Origin of the sequence: Flavobacterium terrae (genome assembly GCF_900142035.1) — a bacterium.
In the GTDB taxonomy this organism is placed as follows: Bacteria; Bacteroidota; Bacteroidia; order Flavobacteriales; family Flavobacteriaceae; genus Flavobacterium; species Flavobacterium terrae.
The window spans coordinates 38,579-59,991 of sequence record NZ_FQZI01000006.1 but is presented as its reverse complement, the minus strand read 5'-3'; the positions used below and the strand labels follow the sequence as shown (position 1 = coordinate 59,991).

Here is a 21,413-nt window from a genome sequence, read left to right as displayed (position 1 = left end):
CAATCGTAATTTTTAATTGTATTGCTTTTTGGAATAATTATTTTTTTGAACTTTTTTAGTTTTGTTATGCTTTTCTTTCTAATAAAGCCATATAAAAACCATCAAATCCTGACTCATGAGCAAGAATCTTATGATCTTCTACAAAGGTAAAATTTTTTCCGCTTTCTGTAGTTAAAAATCGTTTGATTTGTTCTTGATTTTCAGATGGTAAGATAGAACAAGTTGCATAAACAAGTTTTCCCCCAGGTTTAACAATTTTAGAGTAATTTTCTAAAACTTCTGCCTGTACTTTCTTTATATTATCAATAAATTCTGGCTGTAATTTCCATTTACTATCAGGATTACGTTTTAGAACACCTAAACCACTACATGGAGCATCTATTAAAACTCTATCAGCCTTTTCATGTAGTTTCTTTATAGTTTTTGAATTTTCAATTACACGAGTTTCGATATTATGTACACCATTACGACGTGCTCGAAGTTTTAATTGATTCAATTTACTTTCGTACAAATCTAAAGCAATCAATTGGCCTTTATTTTCCATCATTGCTGCAAGATGTAATGTTTTTCCTCCTGCGCCTGCACAAGTATCTACTACACGCATTCCTGGTTTTACATCTAATAAAGGAGCTACAAGTTGTGAAGATGCATCTTGAACTTCAAACAAACCATCTTTGAACTCTTGCGTTAAAAAAACATTAGCGCGTTCTTTTAAAACTAATGCTTGAGATTGGTTTTTAATAAATTCAGTCTCAATGTTAGCATCCATTAAGCGAGAGTGAAGTTTTTCTGGAGTAATTTTTAAAGTATTAACACGCAAAATTACTTTTGCTTGTTCGTTTTGTGCTTTAATTTCTTTTTTCCAAGTTTCTTCTCCCAATTCTTTTACACCAAGTTCATCCATCCAATCAGGAATAGATTCTTTGATAGCTCTGTGTTTTGATAGTTCATCAAAACGACCTTTAATTTTACGTTCTGGGGTTCCTTGTAATTGGTTCCAATCTGGAATAGTATAACCTCTTAGAACAGCCCAAGCTGCAAATATTCTCCAAAGATTTTCACGAGTAAAAGGTTCTTTAACTTCTGCAATTTCAGCATACAAACGTTTCCAACGTACAATTTCATAGATAGTTTCTGCCACAAATTTACGGTCAGCGCTTCCCCAACGTTTGTCTTTTTTTAATGCACGAGCAACTACTTTGTCGGCATATTCACCTTCATTAAAAATGGCATTTAAAGAGTCTATTGTTGTGTAAACTAAGTTTCTATGTAATCGCATGATGTTAATTTTGAGCGTGCAAAGATAGTGTAAAGTTTGCCCTTCGACAAGCTCAGTGTAAAAAAGTTAGATGTTTGAAGTTAGAAGTTTTTTTAATTAGTAAAGTTTAATAGGTGTTGGGTTAACATTTTAATGCGTTAACGGGTGAAGCTTGCTACCATGTAGCGCGTAACACGTGACCCGAAGGGTAACGCCCAAATAATTATAAGAATATTTTACTACTCTATATTTATTATGTATTTTCGTGCTCTGAAATTTAGAAAATTTTACGTTATGAAATACGATATTATTGTTTTAGGAAGTGGTCCTGGAGGATATGTAACTGCCATCAGAGCATCACAATTAGGCTTTAAAGTTGCCGTTATTGAAAAAGAAAATTTAGGCGGAATTTGTTTGAATTGGGGTTGTATTCCAACGAAAGCATTATTAAAATCTGCTCAGGTTTTTGATTACCTAAAACATGCTTCAGATTATGGTTTAAAAGTAGATAATGTTGATAAAGATTTTGGAGCTGTAATTGCACGTTCAAGAGGTGTTGCTGAAGGAATGAGCAAAGGAGTTCAATTCTTAATGAAGAAAAACAAGATTGATGTTATTGATGGTTTTGGAAAAGTGAAACCTGGAAAAAAAGTTGATGTTACTGCTGCAGATGGAAAAGTAACTGAATATTCTGCAGACCATATTATCATTGCTACAGGAGCTCGTTCAAGAGAATTACCTAATTTACCACAGGATGGTAAAAAAGTAATAGGATACCGTCAAGCTATGGTATTACCTGATCAACCAAAGAAAATGATTGTAGTAGGATCAGGAGCTATTGGAGTAGAATTTGCACATTTTTATAACTCTATGGGAACTGAGGTTACTATTGTAGAGTTCATGCCAAATGTTGTGCCGGTTGAAGATGAAGATATTTCAAAACAATTTGAGCGTTCTTTAAAGAAAGCTGGAATAAATGTAATGACAAATGCTTCTGTTGAGAAAGTTGATACTACTGGAGCAGGAGTAAAGGCTACAGTTAAAACGGCTAAAGGAGAAGAAATTCTTGAAGCAGATATCGTGCTTTCAGCTGTAGGTATTAAAACAAATATTGAAAATATTGGTTTAGAAGAAACTGGTATTGCTACAGATAGAGATAAAATCTTAGTAAACGCTTACTACCAAACAAATGTTCCTGGATATTACGCTATTGGAGACGTTACTCCTGGGCAAGCTTTAGCACACGTTGCTTCTGCAGAAGGTATTTTATGTGTAGAAAAAATAGCTGGGTTACATGTTGAGCCATTAGATTATGGTAATATTCCTGGTTGTACTTATGCAACTCCGGAAATTGCTTCTGTAGGTTTGACTGAAAAAGCTGCTAAAGAAAAAGGATACGAATTGAAAATTGGTAAATTCCCATTCTCAGCTTCAGGTAAAGCAAAAGCTGCAGGAACTCCTGATGGTTTTGTTAAAGTTATTTTTGATGCTAAATATGGAGAGTGGTTAGGTTGTCATATGATTGGTGCTGGTGTTACAGATATGATCGCTGAAGCAGTTGTTGCTCGTAAATTAGAAACTACTGGACACGAAATCTTAAAAGCGGTTCATCCACACCCTACAATGAGTGAGGCTGTTATGGAAGCTGTTGCTGATGCTTATGGAGAAGTAATTCACTTATAATTTAGATATATAAATTATTAAAATATTAGTCCGTATTGAAAATCAATACGGACTTTTTATTTATCATATTATTAGTGATTTACATATTTACTGAAAATATTTTAAAGATTTTCTGTAACTTTTAAAATATCCTCACGTATAATTACAGATTTTAAAATAATTTCAGACCAAAAATGACACATAAGTGTTGTAACTTCTAAACGTCTATCGAAAATATTCATTTCGACCCAAGGTTTCTTCAACCTGAGATTTTACCCGGAAACTTTTTCTGGTTGAACTCTATCTTAAAATCAGAATTCGTTTTTTTATTAATTAAATTTATATGACAACAATTTTATCTTTTTGGTGGTTAATCCTGTTGGTATTATCCATCGTATTTTACAAATTCGTTTTAAGAGTTTTCTTTGGAATGGTAATTGTTCCAGAAGACAAAATCGGTTTAGTAACTAAAAAATTCGTACTTTTTGGCGCAAATAAATCATTACCAGATGGTAGAATTATAGCAACCAAAGGAGAGGCTGGTTTTCAGGCACAAACATTAGCACCAGGATTATACTGGGCGATGTGGATTTGGCAATATTCGGTAGATATGACTTCCTTTACTATTATTCCGGAAGGAAAAATTGGTTTAGTGCTAAGTAAAGATGGTAAAGAGATTCCTACTGGACGAATCTTAGCAAGAAAAGTAGAAAGTGATAATTTTCAAGACGCTACTGCCTTTTTAGATAATGGTGGACAAAAGGGGCGTCAAACAGCTTTTATTACTACAGGTTCTTACCGTATTAATACATTCCTTTTCGAGATAGTAATTGCTGATCAGGTAAAAATATTCGAGAATATGGTTGGTATTGTAACTGCATTAGATGGAGAACCTATTCCATTAGGCCAAATTGCAGGTAAGTTTGTTGAAGGCCATAACAATTTTCAGGATTTTGATGAATTCTTGGAAAAAAATGGAAACAGAGGATTACAACCTCAAGTGATGTTGGCAGGTTCATATTACATCAACACTTGGGCAATTCAAATCGAACAAAACCCGATGACAGATGTGCCTATTGGTTATGTTGGCGTAGTGATTTCTTATATTGGTGAAGATGGTCAAGATGTTACAGGTGAAACATTTAAACACGGTAATATCGTATCTAAAGGACAACGTGGAGTTTGGATGGAACCATTTGGTCCGGGTAAATATGCGCTGAATAAATACACCACTAAATTAGAAGCAGTTCCTACAACAAACTTGGTTTTAAACTGGGCAAATGCACGTAGTGAATCACATGATTTAGATAAAAATTTATCAACAATTACAGTACGTTCAAAAGACGGTTTCCCTTTCAATTTGGATGTCGCTCAAATTATTCACGTTCCGGCAAACGAAGCACCAAAAGTAATTGCTCGTTTTGGAAGTATGACCAACTTAGTTTCTCAGGTATTAGAACCAACAATTGGTAACTACTTTAGAAACTCTGCTCAAGATAGCGATGTAATTTCGTTCTTAAGCACACGTAAAGAACGTCAAGAATCAGCAAAAAATCATATTAAAACTGTTTTAGACGAGTATAATGTGAATGCAGTTGATACATTAATTGGAGATATTGTTCCGCCAGATTCGTTAATGAAAACTTTAACTGACAGAAAGATTGCGGAAGAAGAACAAAAAACGTATCAAACGCAAAAATTAGCACAAGAACAACGTCAAGGTGTTGAAAAAGAAACAGCTATTGCCGATATGCAAAAAGAAATAGTACGTGCTTCACAAAGTGTTGAAATTGCGCAACGTACAGCAGATGCAACGGTTAAAAAAGCAGAAGGTGATGCAACGAGTTTAAAATTAAATGTTAATGCTGAAGCTGAAGCTACAAAAATGAGAGCAAACGCTGAAGCAGAGGCTACAAAAGCAAGAGCTGGTGCTCAAGCTGAAGCAACTCGTTTAAACGCTAGTGCAGAAGCTGAAAAAATCTCTAAAACTGGATTAGCTGAAGCTGAAAAGATTATGGCGATTGGTAAATCTACTGCTGAAGCTTATCAATTGCAAGTTTCTGCAATGGGTGGCGATAACTTTACCAAATATAAAATCACAGAAGAAATTGGTAAAGGAAACATTAAGGTAATTCCAGATGTGTTGATTTCTGGTAATAATGGTGCTGATGGAGGTATTAGCGGGTTATTAGGAATGAAATTGATGGAGTTGATGGATGCTAATAAAGATAAAAAAGAAAACAATTAATACTGTAAACGCCTCAAATGAGGCGTTTTTTTTAAATTTTATTTAACAAAATTATTTCCTTCAAAAGCATTTTCAAAATATCTGTTAGGATAATCAGAAATTATACCATCTACACCACAACTGATTATTTTTTTCATGTCGTCAGTATTATTGACTGTCCATGGAATTACTTTTATTCCTTTTTTATGAAGAAACTTGACTTTATTTTTATCTAATAAAATAAACTCAGGACTGTAAACATTTGGTTTGAATCCTAATAACTTTAGATTTTCTTTTATTGATAATTTATTTTCAACTAAGAATACTGTTTTAAACTCAGGATATTTTTGATGTAAATATTGTAATGTTCTCACATCAAAGGATTGAATATAAATTCTATCTTTAATAGACTTCTCCTTAAGAACAGTTACTAATAAATCAACAAATTCTTTAGGCTCAGGATGATATATTCTATCGCCTTTTGGGTCCGATTTCGTTTCTATGTTGTAATAGATTTTTCTACCAGGATAATTTTTTTCAATGTAATTCTCTGTAAATTCAATCACTTCAGACAAAAGAGGTTTGTATGTTTTTAGTTTTAATTGATCTTTAAATCTAGGATGAATTTTACTTCCACAGTCACATGCTTTGATTTCTTCATAATTCATTTGGTATAAATTATAAGAATGTTCACTGGCTTCAGTAATTTCATTTTGACTTTTGTCTAAACAAATTTCATGTGACAAAAAAGGTTCGTGAGATAAAAGTACTTGTTTGTCTTTTGATATTACAACATCCATTTCGAGTGTGGTAACACCAAGATCTATTGCTTTTTTCATTGCTTCTAAAGAATTTTCAGGTAGTAGACCTCTACATCCACGATGTCCTTGAATATCAAATTCTTGTGCTTGAGAAATGAAAGGAAATAGCAATGCTAAAAAATATTTTTTCATTAGATTTTTTTAAGAACTTCAATTAAATAATCGATATCTTCAGTTGAATTATAATGTGAAAAAGAAACTCTAATATTAGGTTTATTTAACTCTTCGTGGGATAAAAAGGCTTCTAACACATGTGATGGTTTTACACTACCAGATTGGCAAGCACTACCTCTTGAAACCGCAACACCATTCATATCAAGCTGAAACAAAAGCATACTTATTTTATTAGTATCAAACGGTAGAATTACATTAATTACATTATAAAATGTTTCGTCTGGATTTCCTGCAAAATGTACTTCTGGAAAATTCAATTGTAATTGTTCAACTAGATATTTTTTTAATTCAGAAATATTATTTTTTTCAGTTTCTAAATTTTCAAGCGAAAGCTCTAAAGCTTTTGCCATTCCAGCAATATTATGAACACTCTCTGTTCCAGCTCTTAATCCTTTTTCTTGTTCGCCTCCCAGTAAAATGGGTTTTAAAGCAATATTTTTTCGAATAAATGCAAAACCAACACCCTTTGGTCCATGAAATTTATGCGCACTAGCCACTAAGAAATCAATAGGGATTTGTGATAAATCTATTCTAGTTTTCCCTATCGATTGAACAGTATCTGTATGAAAATATGCATTATAGTTTTTACATAATTGGGCAACTTTTTCTAGATTTAGAACAGTTCCAATTTCATTGTTCACGTGCATCAAACTTACCAATGTGTTTTGTTCTTGTGAAAGTAGTGTTTCTAAATCATTATAATCTATTGTTCCATCATCAAGAATATTCACGTAGTCAATTTTTGTTCCAAATTGCTTTTCAAAAACTTCAACCGTATGTAAAACAGCATGATGTTCAATTTTACTTGTTATAATTCTTTTTACTCCTAAATCGCGAATGGATGAAAGAATAATGAAATTATTGGCTTCAGTACCACATGAAGTAAAAATAATTTCTTGAGCATTACAGTTAATGTTTTTTGCAATACTTTTTCGAGATAATTCAATTACATTTTTAGCATCTCTACCAAAATGATGTGTTGATGAAGGATTACCGAAGTTTTCATTCATAACTTTTGTCATTTCATTGATAACTTCTTTACGCAATTGAGTTGTTGATGCGTTATCTAAATAAACGTGTTTCATAGGTTCCAAATTTAGCAATTTTATATCTTTGAAAGCAAAAGCAAAACCTTGAAAAAAATTCTTCTTTTATCAGACACTCATGGTCATATAGATGATGCAATTATGAAGCATGTTTCTTGGTCAGACGAAGTTTGGCATGCAGGAGACATAGGAAACTTAAATGTTACTGATTCAATAAAAAAAATAAAACCCTTAAAAGCTGTTTATGGAAATATTGATGGAGGAGGAGCAAGGCTTGAATTTCCTTTGAATAATAGATTTATGTGTGAGGGTGTCGATGTTTGGATTACTCATATAGGGAGGTATCCAGGAAAGTATAATCCAGTTATTAAGGAAGAACTAAAAGTTAATCCTCCTAAACTTTTTATTTGTGGTCATTCACACATTTTAAAAGTACAGTTTGATAAAACACTTAATTTATTGCATATGAATCCTGGTGCAGCTGGGAAAAGTGGTTTTCATCAAATGCGAACTATGCTAAGGTTTATTATAGAAGGAGATAAAATTAAGGATTTAGAAATAGTAGAGTTAGGTAAAAAATAATTATTCGTCTACCGTAATATTTATGATTGTTCCTTTATTAGGCTCAGACTTAATTTTCATTTTACCATTCATATTATTAACTCTCGCACGAATTTGAGTTAATCCAAAACCATTAGATTTATTAATGTTGTTTGTGTTAAATCCTTTACCATTGTCCTCTATGGTAATGTGTAGTTTATCACCAAGTTCTTCAATAGAAAGTTTAGCATTAGTAGCCTCACTGTGTTTAATAATATTGTTTAATAACTCAGAAACAATAAAATAGATTCTATTTTCAAAATCAGGATGAAATCTTTTTTCTCTGGCAAGAGTTGAGTGAAATTCAAAACTTAACAGTGAATTTGAATTGTTCTCACATAAATCTTTTAAAGCATATTGAAGTCCAAGTTTTACTAAAAGCGGAGGAACTAATTCATGTGACAAATCTCTTACTTTATCGTGTGCGTCTTTAAGTAATGAGCGAGTTTTTTTAAGATCTTCAATTTGTTCTTTAGTTAAGCTAGATTCAAAAGCAGATAAATGCAAACCTACAGATGATAAGATGGCACTTACATGATCATGTAATATTCCAGAAATTTTATTCCTTTCTTGATCTTGGCCGTCTAACGTTGCACTAATGATTTTATATTGTAAGTCATTATCAAGATCTTTTATTTTATTCTTTTGCTTTAAAAGTAAATTTTGATAATAAAAGTAAAATATGAATCCAGCTAGTATGAAAATGGAAGCAAATAATAGTAAAAGTTTTTGATTTCGTGCTTGTCTTTCTTCTATTAATGATTGTTTTTCTTTAAACTCATCTTCAATTTTCTTAATTTGATATTTGGTTTCAATTTCTTGTCTAGCTGCATTTAGTCTACCAGAGGATATCTCAGAAAATAAATCATAATATTTGTTATTATATTCAAGTGCTTTTTTATAATCGCCCATTTGTTCATAAGCATACGATATATTTGAATAAGAAACACTTAAAATTTTTGAATTTTCAGAATTTGGATAAAGCTTTAGAACTTGAAAAAAGGCTTCTAAGGCTTTTTTGTTGTCTTTTAGGATATTCATATAATAAACACCTAAGTCGTTTAAAGTATTAGCTATATTGTCTTTTCTGCCAATTTTTTTTGCAAATATGTAAGCACTATCAAGATATTTTTTTCCGTCAGGGTTTCCTTTATCTAAATATATTTTAGAAAAGTTACTATAATTTTTAAACCTTTCATATAAGTCATTTGATTTACTACTGTAGTAAGCAATTTTCTTTAAATAGTAATCTACACTATCTGAACCGGTTTCATAATGAATTCTTAATAGTCCTTGATTAGCTTTACTTAACAGATCATTGTCGTTTAAAGTTTTAGCTATTTTTAATGCTTTGTGTAAATATTTTTTTGCCTTAGTGAACTCAAAAGTTAATCCATTTAAATTTCCTATTCCACGATATATAAGGCATTGTTTGCTTTTTAGATTGTTTTTTTCAGCTATGGCTAATGCCTCGTATAAGGTATTTAGAGCATTTTCATAATCATTAATATTTCTAAATATTTCTGATTTTCTAATCATTACATCACAGTAATGATTGTAATTTTTGTTTAAAAGTGAACTTTCAGACTCTTTTCTTGCAAAGGAAATTGCTTTTAAAGGTTTATTTTTTTCAACATAATAAATAATTGAATCTGTTTTGGTTCTCTGATTTTGAGAACCAAAACAGTTCAATGCTGTTATTAATAAAATAACAATGAATAAAATTTTATTAATTTTAGAATACAATGTCAACTCTAGGTTTTCTTATTGTTGTTGTTTCAACTTGTTCAAAAGTAACTTTAAGAATATCACTTCCGTTAGATGTCAATGTTTCTTCAATATCTTGAAAAGTATTTGCTGGTGCTTTCTCACCATCTTTAAGTGTAATAGTGATTGTAGCTTCACCATTATCACAAAATGTTTTTTGTTCGCAGTTTGTTGGAATTTGAAATTTAGATGTTACTTGATTTCCTGTGTCTTTTCTGAAATCAAAATTTTTAAGCATAGTGTAAGGCATAGTTTTAGGTTTTTTAGTTATTAAATCCATTTAGTTAATTTATTGTATCGATATTAAATTATGTTTTGTTGCAAAAAGTACTAATCCAACAGAACTTTTAACTTTTAACTTTTTCATTAAATTTTTTCTATGTGTTTCAACAGTGTTAGGGCTTATGTTTAAAAGTTCGCTGATATCTTTTCCGCTTTTTTCTTCGCATATATAGCCTAAAATTTCAAGTTCACGAGTTGTTATGCCTGAAATGATGTCTTCTATACTTAGTGCTTGTCGTTGATTGTTTTCGGTAAATATATCAAAAACTTTATCTTTTATTGTAGAAGAAAAATATTGGTTTCCTTGTGCTACCGATGTGATTGCATCAACTATATTTTCACCTGCACATTGTTTAGTTAAATACCCACTTGCACCTAATTTGATAACCTCTTTAATTAATTTAGGATCATCATAGCTTGAAAGAATAATTACTTTACAAGTAAATCCTTTTTCATTGAACTCTCTTAAAACTTGAATTCCATCTTTTTCTGGCATGTTGATGTCCATCACAAGTACATGAGCTTCATTTTTTGCAACTCTTTCAACTAAGTTTTCTCCGTTTAATGAAAACCCAACTACTTCAAAATTTGGGTTGGTTTTAAGTACTGCTAGTATGCCATCAATAAGAACTTGATGATCGTCAGCAAGATGTATTTTAATTTTAGTTTCCATTTGGTTTTGTTTCTGATTTCAAATGTATAGGATTATAAATTTACATCAAATACTCTAAATTAATGATTTTTATATCACCAATTTTGGTGAGAAAACTAATTGAAATTAATTATAAAAAATCGTTTAAAAATGAAAAGCTAACCAAATTTGGTTAGCTTTTCTTCGCACTAATAAACTAAGATGATAGGTTTATCTTAATCGATCCACAGATTTTACGAGATCTTCGTCCTTCTTAATGGCTTTATTAGCAAAAACTAATAATAAGATAGTTACGATAGGTAAGAACATCCCAATACCCTTCTCCGATACCACTGAAGTATCTCCAGATAGATTTAGTGTACGATACACAAATAATCCTAGTAAAATTAAGTTCAATATTATATTCAATCTGTTCATCACAAATTGTTGTTGTCTTTTTTTAAAAGAAAGCAAACTTAATAGAGCTAAAGTTGTACTTAATCCAAATAAAATTGTGTATACAATAATACTCATAAAAAATACATTATTACCATCAATTTTCCATAAATGAAAAACAAAAGGTAAAGCACCATTACAAATAATGGCTAACCCTAAATAAATACTTTGAATTCTTTGAATCATTTTACTTAAATGTTGAGCAAAAATATATTTTCTTTTTTTAAAAAACTATTGTTTACTTAAATAAAATTCGTAATATTGCCTAAACAATCCGTAAGCACTTCATACTTCGGAATATAAGTTTCAAAATTAAACACCACGTTAACTTATTATCATTTAATCACAACATCATTTATGTTCGATATTTCTGTTTTAAAGGAAATGAAGTTATCTGAGTTGCAAGAAATTGCCAAGATTGCGAAAATTTCAAAATTCAAAACACTTAAAAAGGATGAACTTGTTTATCAAATTCTAGATTATCAAGCTGCAAATCCTGAAAAAATTTCTAATCCTGATACTTCTTCAGCACCAGTTCAAGAAGCAAAGCAAAAGAGAGCCAGGATTGTGAAAGAAACTAAACCACCAGTTGTAAATAAAGTTGAAGATCAACAAGCTATAACTTTTGAAGAAGAAAAACCTACTGAGAAAATTGAAAAAGAACCTGTAAAGGATTTTAAAGATAATCGCAATCCAAAAAATAATCGTTTTCAAAAAAATAATAAGCTGAAAAATCCAAAAGCGAATATTGATAACGAAAATCAAGCTATACCAGTCTTAGAAACTGAAGCTGAACAAGTTCAAACTCCACTACAAGAAGTTGAAGTTAAGACTGAGACAGAATCTACTGAAAAAGGATTTAAGAATAACAATCCTAACCAGAATCCAAATCCAAATCAAAACCAAAATCCAAATCAAAAACACAAAAAGACTACTAATTTCAGAGAACCAGATTATGAGTTTGAAGGAATTATAGAAAGTGAAGGTGTTTTAGAGATGATGCCAGATGGTTATGGCTTTCTTCGTTCTTCGGATTATAATTACCTAGCTTCACCAGATGATATTTATTTATCAACTTCACAAATTCGTTTGTTTGGTCTAAAAACTGGTGACACTGTAAAGGGAGTTGTTCGACCTCCAAAAGAAGGAGAAAAATATTTTCCACTTGTAAAAGTTTTAAAAATAAATGGTCATGATCCACAGGTAGTTCGTGATAGAGTTTCTTTTGAACATTTAACTCCTGTATTTCCTACTGAAAAATTTAAATTAGCAGAAAAAGGTAGTTCTATATCTACACGTATTATCGATTTGTTTTCTCCAATAGGAAAAGGACAACGTGGTATGATTGTTGCTCAACCCAAAACGGGTAAAACAATGTTGTTAAAAGACATTGCTAACGCGATTGCAGCTAATCATCCTGAAGTTTACATGATCGTGTTGTTAATTGATGAGCGTCCTGAGGAGGTTACAGATATGCAACGTAGTGTACGTGCTGAAGTTGTGGCTTCAACTTTTGATAGAGAACCGCAAGAACACGTGAAAATTGCAAATATTGTTTTAGAAAAAGCAAAACGTTTAGTTGAATGTGGGCATGATGTTGTAATTTTATTAGACTCTATCACTCGTTTAGCACGTGCTTATAATACTGTTCAACCTGCTTCTGGTAAAGTATTAAGTGGTGGTGTAGACGCTAATGCATTACAAAAGCCAAAACGTTTCTTTGGAGCGGCACGTAATGTAGAAAATGGAGGTTCATTAAGTATTATTGCAACTGCATTAACTGAAACTGGTTCTAAAATGGACGAAGTTATCTTTGAAGAATTCAAAGGAACTGGTAATATGGAACTTCAGTTAGATCGTAAAATTGCTAACCGTCGTATCTTCCCATCTGTTGATCTTACTTCGTCAAGTACACGTCGTGATGATTTATTACTTGATGAGAAAACAATCCAACGTATGTGGATTATGCGTAAGTACTTAGCCGATATGAATCCAGTAGAAGCAATGGAATTTATTAATGATAGATTCAAGAAAACAAGAAACAATGAAGAGTTTTTGATTTCAATGAATGATTAAAATACAAATCCCGAAGTTAAAAGCTTCGGGATTTTTTATTTATTAGTTTTATCAAATCCTTTACGGGTCATTTCACCCCAACCTTTATTTCCTTTAATTTTTTCCCAATTTCCTCTTATTGCTGCATAAACAGTAAATGGATGGAATATAATGGCTTCTAAATGAGCAATGAAAACGAGTTTTCTTAAATCGGATAGGGTAGTGTATCTCCTAAATGTTGCTTCTTCTGTATAAATAGCAAGCATAGAAAACATTACTGAGAATATATAAACCATTAAGATAAGTAGCCCAAAAAAATGCCAGTTTAAAACCCCTAGACATATAAATAAAATTGTGACTAGTAAGCCAAAACACTCTATTAATGGAGCTAAATATTCATACATTAACCAATAGGGATAACTAAGCAATCCAATTGTTTTATATTTTGGATTCAGCATCATTTTTTTGTGTAACCAAAGGGTTTCCATGGTGCCTCTTGTCCATCTGCTTCTTTGTTTTCTTAAAATTTCGTAGCTCTCAGGTGCTTCTGTCCAACATAATGGATCTGGAATATATTGTACCGCATATTCTCTATTGTTGTCAATCATATAGCGACGCATACGTACTATAAGCTCCATATCTTCACCCACAGTTTTAGTGTTGTACCCGCCTGATTCTATTACAATTTCACGGTCAAACATACCAAAAGCACCACTAATAAGTAATAATCCATCGAGTTTAGACCAAGCCATTCGTCCCAGTAAAAATGCTCTTAAATATTCTAATACTTGAATTCTGGCAACCCAATTATCAGGAGCATTTACTTTTATTAGTTTTCCTGATTTTATGATACACGAATTTGCAATTCGTACAACACCCCCAGTGGCTATAATTCTTTTTTCAGATTTTTCTAGAAATGGTTTTGCTAATTTTAGTAAAACATCTTTGTCCATGATGCAATCTACATCAATACAAACCACATAGGGTTTAGTAGAAATGTTAATTCCAGTATTAAGTGCATCAGCTTTTCCACCATTAAATTTATCTACAACTACAAGTTTTGAATAAGAAGGATTTTTTGAACGATAAATTGCTTTAACTTCTTTGGTTTCAATTTGAGGTGAGAATATTTCGTTAGTTATTTCAAGTTCAAAAGCATCAATAAGAATTGGAATTGAATCGTCTTTACTGCCATCATTTACCACAATAACATCAAAGTTGTTATAATTGATAGATAATAGTGACTTTACATTTTCAATAATGGTTTTACCTTCATTATAGGCAGGTGCAATCAATGAAACACTAGGAGCATCCGGAAGAGCTAAAAGTGCGTTGTAATTAACAAATCTATTTTTTTTATGATAAGCCTTTAAAGCAAATGCAGATATTACAGCTAGAAACAAATAGGATACCATTACCGAAATGGCAAAAACCAAGATGAAGTAATTAAATGCATGGATTGCTATGTCTAGCCAATGAATACCTGTCATAATTATTGATGGATATTTTTTAATTGATTGATGATAGAATCAAGTTTAGGTTTTATTGTTGAATTTGGATTTTGTATTAGATAATTCTCAATCAAGTGTAAATAATGATTAGCTTGAAAATAGTGTAAAATTCGGGCGCCAAGTAATATTATGGTTTTATTTTTTGATTTAAAAAGTTCCTCAATATTATCTGGAAGAGTCATTTGATCTCTTTTTATAACATATAATATATTACTCTGAGTCCAATCGTCGAGATATAATTGATTGTCTTTGTTTTTGATTAATTCATCTAAACCTTTCAATAAGATTACACCAATAAAAGCTTCTTTTTGAACTATTGTTTTTGAATGTTTTAGTTTAGATAAAATAATTTCGTAAGCGGGCTGATATTTAAGATTAGAAATGTCCCTAATGCCTTCAATTACTTTTGCCCAGTTAAGAGAATTTAATTTTTCTAATGAATAGTTTACTAATTCTGATTCTATATAAAACAACTCAATTCTTTTTTTTAAATCACCGGTATAGTTTCTATGTAATGCATTAATAGATTTAAGCGTTATTTTTTTAATCAATTTTGTTGGAACTATTTCATTTTTGAATTTTAAAGCTATTTTATTAACAGATACATTTTGATTAAAAAGAAGTTCAAATAAAAGTGTATCAATTTGATTTTGGTAATTTGCTTTTAACTCATTTTTTTTAATTCTTTTAAAACGTTTTAAAAATGTGAGAATAAAAAATACTATGAAAGCAACAGAAAATACTGCTATTAATGATAGAAGTAGTTTTACCTGGAAAGAATAATGATGGTTTAAAAAATCCAATGTTTAAAATTTTAAAAACGTTTACTTAAAATTAATTGAAAAGATATTCTGTTTCTATAAATTTCTGGAACATATCCTTCTCTTTCTAACATTACAATAGGTTGAATAAAATAATTTTTTTCAATTCTAATTTTGCTATTAATTCCTATTCTGTAAGAATTTAAGCGTTGAAATGATTCATTGTTTATAAAAAAATAAGGTAAACTACCGTATTGTAAATCTAATTGTACAAATGATTCGGTAGTTTCAAAGTTCCTTCTGAAGTTTAGAATACTAGTTGAAAACCAATCAGAATTTGTTTCGGCCAAATAATGTCTGTATTCAATTTTCCATTTATTGAGATAAATTCCTAAGTGTCCAGTAAAAAGCAAAGTTTTGTTTTCTGAATCAAAATATAAATACCTTGAACCAAGTGAAGCACTAATTTTTTTATAGTCTTGAAAATATTCTGTTTCAAATTTATATCTTGGGAATATACCTTCATTGGCCGAAAATCCGGAATTAAGATACACATATCCTTTACTTTTTACTTTTAAGTATGCATCTATTTCTCCTTGAAAATCTGTTGTATTATTTGAATTGCCGTAGTTTATTCTTCCAATGAAAGTATTGTTATTTATTTTTCTTCCATATTCTAAGTGGGTAATGTTGATTGATGAAGTTGAACCTTCAAAATCACTAAATAAATGTCCTAAAGCAATTGTGTTTTTTTTCTTTTTTAAAATTTGAGTTTCGACATATTTAGCAACTTCTGGATTAGAGTCCATACTATATAAAGCTTTTAGCGCTTCATCATGATTGCCTATTTCTTCATGAGATTGGGCTATTTGTAAATAGTAAAATGAACTATTTGAAGGGAATTTTTTCAGGCCTTCTTCACACATTTGTATCACTTGAAGATATTTCTCCTGAGAGAAATTGATTTTGATTAATAAATCAAAAGCGTCTTGATATTCTGGTTTTTCAGAAACTATTTCAGAGGCTAACTGCTTTGAAGTGTCAAGATTGTTTGACCAATAATTTAGTTGTGCTAAGTATAATTTATAATCTAAGTTTTTGGGACTTTGAACTAAAAGATTTGTAACTAGTTCTATTGCATCGTTGTATTTTTTTTCAGAAGCCTTTTTCTTTGCATCATTAAAGATATTTTCTTCATTTTTTTGAGAATATCCTACACTGCAAAAGAGTAGAAAAGTTGCTAAGATTATTGTATTGATATGATATGATAATAGCTTCATTATGAAGTTAATTTTTCTATTCTTTTTAGTAAAACCGAAGGACTAAATGGTTTAGCAACAAATTCATCTGCTCCTAAATCAAATACTTCAAGTTCTGTATTTTCAACACTTGATGAAGTTAAAACAATAACTTTTATCTTGCTTTCATGTATTTGTTTACAGGTATGAATAACTTGTTTTCCTCCTGCAAAAGGCAAATTCAAATCGGTTATAACCACATCTATATTAGAATGGTTTTGTTTGATAAAATCTATGGCATCAAGACCATTGTCAAATTCTTCGACTTCAAAACCTTTTGATTTAATAAAAAAAGCTAAAGATTTACGAAGCATATCTTCATCTTCTATAATAACGATTCGCATGTTTAATTTTTTTTCAAAATTTTATCAATTTCAATATGGATTAAACTTATTTGTTCATCTAATTTGGTTAAATAAGTTTTAATATGTTTTCTGTTTTCTGGTTCAAGGTTTTCAAAAAACTCAAGAGTCTCAAGATTTGCACCAATTAAACTAAACGATGATTTTAGTTTATGAGCTATTTTTTTTACTTGTGAATATTTTTCTCCATTAATGTATTCTTCTAATAAGTTCTTATTTTCTATGCTTTGACTCATAAAAAGTGTAAGCATTTCATTTTGAAAATCTAAATCATTTGAAGACATTTCCTTAAGATATTCTAAAGAAATAATGTCACTCGAGTTTTTTGAAATAGACTTTTCGGTTATTACTTTTTTTAAGCTATCAGGTTTTGTTAAGACTTCAATTTTATGCAATAATTCATTTTTTTTAAAAGGTTTAGAAATATAATCATTCATTCCTAATGAAAAACATTTTTCGCGTTCCTTAATAGTAGAATGTGCAGTTAAGGCAATTATAGGAATTTCTAATTTTAATTCTTCTCTAATTATTGTTGTTGTTTGATATCCATCTAAAATGGGCATTTGTATATCCATTAATATTAAGTCATAATTATTTTTGAATAGTAAATCAATCCCTTCATTACCATTATTTGCGATTGAAAGTTTATGATTTGTTCTAGAAAATATTTCGGTTATTAATTTTTGATTCATTTCATTGTCTTCACACATTAAAATACTAACAGAATTATTTTTTGTAATAATTGAAGACTCAGTTAATGATTCATTAATTTTTTCCTCTTGGCAAGCCATAAAAGGGAGATAAAAAGTAAAAGTTGATCCATTGCCCAATTCGCTTTTTACGTCTAATTCTCCTCCTAGTTTTTCAACTAAAAGTTTCGAAATATTAAGGCCTAATCCACTGCCACCATATTGTCTGGAAGTATTTTCTTGTGCTTGAGAAAAACGTTCAAAAATACTTTTTAATTTATCTTGAGGAATGCCTATGCCTGTGTCTGAAACCTCAAATTTCAATCTAGTATTTTCGTGAAGACTAACAACTAGGCTCACGTTACCTATGGATGTGAATTTTATAGCATTACCAATTAAATTGACTAGAATTTGTGTTAAACGATTTTTATCACCAATAATGTATTTTGGGACTTTTTGATCTATGATTTTATTAAAAACTAACTCTTTTTGTTTAGCTTTTAATCCAAGAATAGAAAAAACATCATCAATTGTTTTATATAAGTTGAAAGGAGATTGGTCTATTTGAAAAATACCAGTTTCAATTTTTGAAAGATCAAGAATGTCATTAATTAAATACAATAAATTGTCTCCAGCAGTTTTTACCGATTTTAAGTAGTTCGTTTTCTTTTCGTTTGTTTCTTCTTCTAAAAGCAAATCTGTAAATCCTAAAACTGCATTTATAGGAGTTCTTATTTCATGACTAATATTGGCAATAAAATGATCTTTTTGAATATTTAGTTCGTCGGCTAATAATTTGGCTTTTTCTAATGCCTCTTGCGCATTAATTTCAATCGTTATATTTTGAGCAATTTTTGTTATTTTAACTATTTCTTTGTTTGCATTCAAAACAGGACTATAAGATGCTTGAATCCAAACTAAACTTCCGTTTTTATGTTTACGCTTAAATCTTCCTGATTGAAATTTACCAGTATTTAGTTTTTTCCAAAAATCAATATTTGAATCTAAATCTTCGTTATTAAGAAGTATATTATGGTTTTGCCCTATCAATTCATTTTTTGAATAGCCCATGATATCAAGAAACTCATCATTAACATACTCAATGATACCTTCAGGGCTAAATTCAATTACGGCATTTGATTCGTTAATTGCTTTAAATAGAGTATTGTAAGCAGCTTCAGTAGTTTCTATATCTCGTTTAGCTTCGTCAATTTTCTGCTCAAGGATTTTTTTTACTTCTTCAGATAATACTTTATTTTTTTTAGATACATCTAAAATGTGCATTACTTGATTTGCAATAATCTTTAATGCATTTTTTTGATCGTCGGTTAATTTTTTAGTAACACCATCAAACGTGCAAACGGTGCCTATAGTATGGCCATTATCAGAAATTAAAGGAACACCAATATAAAATCTAACACCATTTTCTTTATGAACGTGAGGGTTATTGATTAGTCTTTCATCTTCTAGTGTGTTTGTAATTTCTAATAGATTTTGATCTGAAATTACATATTGGCAAATAGTCTCCTCATAAGGGACTTCGTTGTCTCTAGTGCCAATTTTTGCTTTGTACCACTGTTTTTTATCATCAATAAAAGATATTATTGCGGCTGGTGTATTACAGATTATTGATACCAATTTTGCAAGATTATCAAAGTTTTCTTCAGCAGGAGTATCCATTATTTCATACGATAATAATGCTTTTAATCTTTCAATATCATTTCTGTAATCAATCATAAGTGCTTATTGATAAAAGATGATTATCTAGTGAAAACTAAAGTATTTCCTTTCGATAAATTTGCATCAAAAGCATAGCCTTCATAATTAAAGCCTTTCAACTCTTCAAGAGTTTCAACATTGTGATCAATAATATAACGAACCATCATACCACGTGCTTTTTTAGCAAAGAATGAAATCATTTTTAATTTCCCATCTTTATAATCTTTGAATTCTGGAGTGATTACAGGAACTTTTAAGGATTTAACATCAATAACAGAAAAGTACTCAGTACTCGCTAAATTTATAAATAACTCATTCTTTTTAAGTTCTTTGTTTAATGCTTTAGTTAAAGTTTCTTTCCAATAAGCATAAAGATTTTTTGCTTCGCCAATAGATAAATTAGTTCCCATTTCAAGACGATAGGGTTGAATTAAATCTAATGGTTTTAAAATGCCATATTGACCAGAAAGAATTCTGAGCTTGTTTTGTAAAACATCTAATTTTTCTTCAGGAATAGTATATGAGTTTAATCCTTGATAAACATCTCCATTGAAGGCATATACTGCAGGTCTAGCATTTTCGGGAGTAAAAGGAGTTTTGAATTTTTTATTGCGTTGCCAATTCAGTTCACCTAGAGCTTCTGAAATGTCCATTAGTTCTGATAAATCTTTTGGTTTTAGAGTTTTTAGGATTTTAATAATTTCTTTTGATTGTTTTAAGAAACTTGGCTTAGTGTGTTTTTCAGTAGGAAGACTTTTTTCAAAGTCTAGAGATTTTGCAGGAGAAATAACAATTTTCATGATTGTTTTTTATTTCGTTTGTTTAATATTGACAAATATAAATAAATAGTGTTTTTCTGTATCTAGAAACAATACTAAAAAAAAATCCCTTGATAGGGATTTCTTATAGTTGGAACAAAAAAGATTGGGTTAATTTGGCAATACAACCGAATCAATAACATGTATAACTCCGTTGGATTGATATACGTTTGCAATAGTAACCATAGATTTATTACCTTTTTCATCAGTAATTACAAGATTTTTTCCTTCCATTGTACACACAAGCTTTCCACCTTGTACTGTAGTAAGCGTAGCTTTTCCATTTCCATCTTTAATTGCTTTTGCAATTGCTTTACTATCTAAATTCCCAGCAACAACATGGTAAGTTAATACTGCTTGCAAAGTTGATTTGTTTTCTGGTTTAAGTAAATTATCCACTGTTCCCATAGGTAATTTTTCGAAGGCAGAATTTGTTGGGGCAAAAACTGTGAATGGTCCTTTTCCTGATAATACAGAAACTAAATCACCAGCTTTTACTGCAGCTACTAATGTTGTGTGATCTTTTGAATTAACAGCATTTTCAATAATGTTTTTTGTAGGATACATAGGAGCTCCTCCGACAATTACTGATTTTTGGGCATTAGAGGTTAAACCAAATGATAATGCAATTCCTAAAATGGCTACAGATAAAAATTTTTGTGTTTTCATGTTTGAATATTTTTGTTATAATATCATTTACGGAAAACACATTGGATCGGTTTTAATTATTCTGTTTTTTTTGAATAATTTTTAAATACTAGCTTTATTAGTATTTCTAGTTACATAGGTTTTGGCTTTATTTCTCTAGTAGAAATCGCAGATACTTTATTTTCTTTATTTATCGTGACAATTAATTCGCGCATGAAATATTTTTTTTCATAGTCAATATTATATCTAAAGATGTATTCTTCACTTTCTTTTAAATAAGTGACATCTAAAAGTTTGATATAATTAAATTTTCCATTACGTTGTCTAATTTTTTGGCAAGTCAGAGAAATTTTATCTGGAGTTGCGTTTTGAATTACTTTTTCAGTTGCTTCTTCGTTTGAAAAAGGTTTAAATTTTGAAGTATTACACGATTCTAAAAGTCTAGTACCTAAATCAAATGCTCTATTCTTTTTTATGGTTTCTACTTTACTAGATTCGATTATTACTGCTGTATTTTCTGTTTTTTTTGATTTACAAGAAGTTATTAGAGAAATAAATAGTATTAAGAGAAAGAGTTTTTTCATTGCATATCTTTTTAGACTATAACGGTGAAAGATCAAAATTGTTA

Annotated in this window: 19 protein-coding genes; 4 read left to right on the top strand and 15 right to left on the bottom strand. The window is 30.1% G+C overall.

The genetic code is table 11. The features are described from left to right. Positions 1-64: 64 nt before the first annotated feature. A complete protein-coding gene (locus BUC09_RS13340; RefSeq protein WP_073312109.1) occupies positions 65-1,279 on the bottom strand; it encodes an RsmB/NOP family class I SAM-dependent RNA methyltransferase in 1,215 nt (404 codons plus the stop codon). A gap of 273 nt (positions 1,280-1,552) precedes the next feature. Here BUC09_RS13340 and lpdA point away from each other — a divergent pair, with 273 nt between their 5' ends. Both lpdA and BUC09_RS13330 read left to right on the top strand, forming a co-directional pair. Further along, on the top strand, positions 1,553-2,941 hold the full coding sequence (lpdA, locus tag BUC09_RS13335) for a dihydrolipoyl dehydrogenase (RefSeq protein ID WP_073312108.1): 1,389 nt from the start codon (positions 1,553-1,555) through the stop codon (positions 2,939-2,941). A 322-nt stretch (positions 2,942-3,263) separates the two neighbouring features. Then, positions 3,264-5,168 carry an SPFH domain-containing protein gene (locus tag BUC09_RS13330; RefSeq protein WP_073312107.1) on the top strand — a complete coding sequence of 635 codons (1,905 nt, stop codon included), beginning with the start codon at positions 3,264-3,266 and terminating at the stop codon, positions 5,166-5,168. 38 nt (positions 5,169-5,206) lie between these two features. Here BUC09_RS13330 and BUC09_RS13325 read toward each other — a convergent pair whose 3' ends face one another. Then, positions 5,207-6,100, bottom strand: a complete 894-nt coding sequence (locus BUC09_RS13325; RefSeq protein ID WP_073312106.1) for a glycerophosphodiester phosphodiesterase — start codon at positions 6,098-6,100, stop codon at positions 5,207-5,209. After that, entirely contained in the window at positions 6,100-7,227 is a 1,128-nt protein-coding gene (locus tag BUC09_RS13320) for a cysteine desulfurase family protein (protein WP_073312105.1), read from the bottom strand. The genes BUC09_RS13325 and BUC09_RS13320 overlap by 1 nt, the downstream gene beginning before the upstream one ends. Positions 7,228-7,275: 48 nt before the next feature. Between BUC09_RS13320 and BUC09_RS13315 the strand changes: the two genes are divergently transcribed. Continuing rightward, a complete protein-coding gene (locus tag BUC09_RS13315; RefSeq protein ID WP_073312104.1) occupies positions 7,276-7,770 on the top strand; it encodes a metallophosphoesterase family protein in 495 nt (164 codons plus the stop codon). Here the strand turns inward: BUC09_RS13315 and BUC09_RS13310 are convergent, their stop codons facing one another. From BUC09_RS13310 to BUC09_RS13295, 4 genes are all read right to left on the bottom strand, one after another. After that, entirely contained in the window at positions 7,771-9,534 is a 1,764-nt protein-coding gene (locus BUC09_RS13310; RefSeq protein ID WP_143161936.1) for a tetratricopeptide repeat-containing sensor histidine kinase, read from the bottom strand. Further along, positions 9,524-9,835, bottom strand: a complete 312-nt coding sequence (locus BUC09_RS13305) for a hypothetical protein (protein ID WP_073312102.1) — start codon at positions 9,833-9,835, stop codon at positions 9,524-9,526. The genes BUC09_RS13310 and BUC09_RS13305 overlap by 11 nt, the downstream gene beginning before the upstream one ends. A gap of 9 nt (positions 9,836-9,844) precedes the next feature. After that, on the bottom strand, positions 9,845-10,510 hold the full coding sequence (locus tag BUC09_RS13300; protein ID WP_073312101.1) for a response regulator transcription factor: 666 nt from the start codon (positions 10,508-10,510) through the stop codon (positions 9,845-9,847). 189 nt (positions 10,511-10,699) lie between these two features. After that, positions 10,700-11,110 carry a DUF4293 family protein gene (locus tag BUC09_RS13295; RefSeq protein WP_073312100.1) on the bottom strand — a complete coding sequence of 137 codons (411 nt, stop codon included), beginning with the start codon at positions 11,108-11,110 and terminating at the stop codon, positions 10,700-10,702. A gap of 171 nt (positions 11,111-11,281) precedes the next feature. On the opposite strand from BUC09_RS13295, the gene rho reads away from it, so the two are divergent. After that, on the top strand, positions 11,282-13,000 hold the full coding sequence (gene rho / locus BUC09_RS13290; protein ID WP_073312099.1) for a transcription termination factor Rho: 1,719 nt from the start codon (positions 11,282-11,284) through the stop codon (positions 12,998-13,000). A 35-nt stretch (positions 13,001-13,035) separates the two neighbouring features. On the opposite strand, the gene BUC09_RS13285 is transcribed toward rho, so the two are convergent. The 8 genes from BUC09_RS13285 to BUC09_RS13250 form a co-directional block, all read right to left on the bottom strand. Further along, a complete protein-coding gene (locus tag BUC09_RS13285) occupies positions 13,036-14,469 on the bottom strand; it encodes a glycosyltransferase family 2 protein (protein WP_073312098.1) in 1,434 nt (477 codons plus the stop codon). A gap of 2 nt (positions 14,470-14,471) precedes the next feature. Continuing rightward, positions 14,472-15,293: a hypothetical protein gene (locus BUC09_RS13280; protein ID WP_073312097.1), complete on the bottom strand. Its 822-nt coding sequence runs from the start codon at positions 15,291-15,293 to the stop codon at positions 14,472-14,474. An 11-nt stretch (positions 15,294-15,304) separates the two neighbouring features. Further along, positions 15,305-16,531 carry a YaiO family outer membrane beta-barrel protein gene (locus BUC09_RS13275; RefSeq protein WP_073312096.1) on the bottom strand — a complete coding sequence of 409 codons (1,227 nt, stop codon included), beginning with the start codon at positions 16,529-16,531 and terminating at the stop codon, positions 15,305-15,307. Continuing rightward, the gene (locus BUC09_RS13270) at positions 16,531-16,893 is read right to left on the bottom strand and encodes a response regulator transcription factor (protein ID WP_073312095.1); all 363 of its coding nucleotides are present in this window, start codon (positions 16,891-16,893) and stop codon (positions 16,531-16,533) included. Before BUC09_RS13270 ends, BUC09_RS13275 begins: the two co-directional genes overlap by 1 nt. A gap of 2 nt (positions 16,894-16,895) precedes the next feature. Continuing rightward, entirely contained in the window at positions 16,896-19,337 is a 2,442-nt protein-coding gene (locus tag BUC09_RS13265; RefSeq protein ID WP_073312094.1) for an ATP-binding protein, read from the bottom strand. A gap of 23 nt (positions 19,338-19,360) precedes the next feature. After that, positions 19,361-20,119 carry a peroxide stress protein YaaA gene (gene yaaA, locus BUC09_RS13260; protein WP_073312093.1) on the bottom strand — a complete coding sequence of 253 codons (759 nt, stop codon included), beginning with the start codon at positions 20,117-20,119 and terminating at the stop codon, positions 19,361-19,363. A gap of 129 nt (positions 20,120-20,248) precedes the next feature. After that, a complete protein-coding gene (locus tag BUC09_RS13255) occupies positions 20,249-20,806 on the bottom strand; it encodes a fasciclin domain-containing protein (protein ID WP_073312092.1) in 558 nt (185 codons plus the stop codon). Positions 20,807-20,916: 110 nt separating this feature from the next. Next, positions 20,917-21,369 carry a hypothetical protein gene (locus BUC09_RS13250; protein WP_073312091.1) on the bottom strand — a complete coding sequence of 151 codons (453 nt, stop codon included), beginning with the start codon at positions 21,367-21,369 and terminating at the stop codon, positions 20,917-20,919. Positions 21,370-21,413 lie beyond the last annotated feature (44 nt).

Bases quoted from the DNA above. Each gene is read 5' to 3' on its own strand.
- lpdA (WP_073312108.1), top strand. From the start codon at position 1,553: ATGAAATACGATATTATTGTTTTAGGAAGTGGTCCTGGAGGATATGTA.
- BUC09_RS13285 (WP_073312098.1), bottom strand. From the start codon at position 14,469: ATGACAGGTATTCATTGGCTAGACATAGCAATCCATGCATTTAATTAC.
- yaaA (WP_073312093.1), bottom strand. From the start codon at position 20,119: ATGAAAATTGTTATTTCTCCTGCAAAATCTCTAGACTTTGAAAAAAGT.
- BUC09_RS13295 (WP_073312100.1), bottom strand. From the start codon at position 11,110: ATGATTCAAAGAATTCAAAGTATTTATTTAGGGTTAGCCATTATTTGT.
- BUC09_RS13300 (WP_073312101.1), bottom strand. From the start codon at position 10,510: ATGGAAACTAAAATTAAAATACATCTTGCTGACGATCATCAAGTTCTT.
- BUC09_RS13265 (WP_073312094.1), bottom strand. From the start codon at position 19,337: ATGATTGATTACAGAAATGATATTGAAAGATTAAAAGCATTATTATCG.
- BUC09_RS13340 (WP_073312109.1), bottom strand. From the start codon at position 1,279: ATGCGATTACATAGAAACTTAGTTTACACAACAATAGACTCTTTAAAT.
- BUC09_RS13255 (WP_073312092.1), bottom strand. From the start codon at position 20,806: ATGAAAACACAAAAATTTTTATCTGTAGCCATTTTAGGAATTGCATTA.
- BUC09_RS13275 (WP_073312096.1), bottom strand. From the start codon at position 16,531: ATGAAGCTATTATCATATCATATCAATACAATAATCTTAGCAACTTTT.
- BUC09_RS13250 (WP_073312091.1), bottom strand. From the start codon at position 21,369: ATGAAAAAACTCTTTCTCTTAATACTATTTATTTCTCTAATAACTTCT.
- rho (WP_073312099.1), top strand. From the start codon at position 11,282: ATGTTCGATATTTCTGTTTTAAAGGAAATGAAGTTATCTGAGTTGCAA.
- BUC09_RS13325 (WP_073312106.1), bottom strand. From the start codon at position 6,100: ATGAAAAAATATTTTTTAGCATTGCTATTTCCTTTCATTTCTCAAGCA.
- BUC09_RS13320 (WP_073312105.1), bottom strand. From the start codon at position 7,227: ATGAAACACGTTTATTTAGATAACGCATCAACAACTCAATTGCGTAAA.
- BUC09_RS13330 (WP_073312107.1), top strand. From the start codon at position 3,264: ATGACAACAATTTTATCTTTTTGGTGGTTAATCCTGTTGGTATTATCC.
- BUC09_RS13305 (WP_073312102.1), bottom strand. From the start codon at position 9,835: ATGGATTTAATAACTAAAAAACCTAAAACTATGCCTTACACTATGCTT.
- BUC09_RS13270 (WP_073312095.1), bottom strand. From the start codon at position 16,893: ATGCGAATCGTTATTATAGAAGATGAAGATATGCTTCGTAAATCTTTA.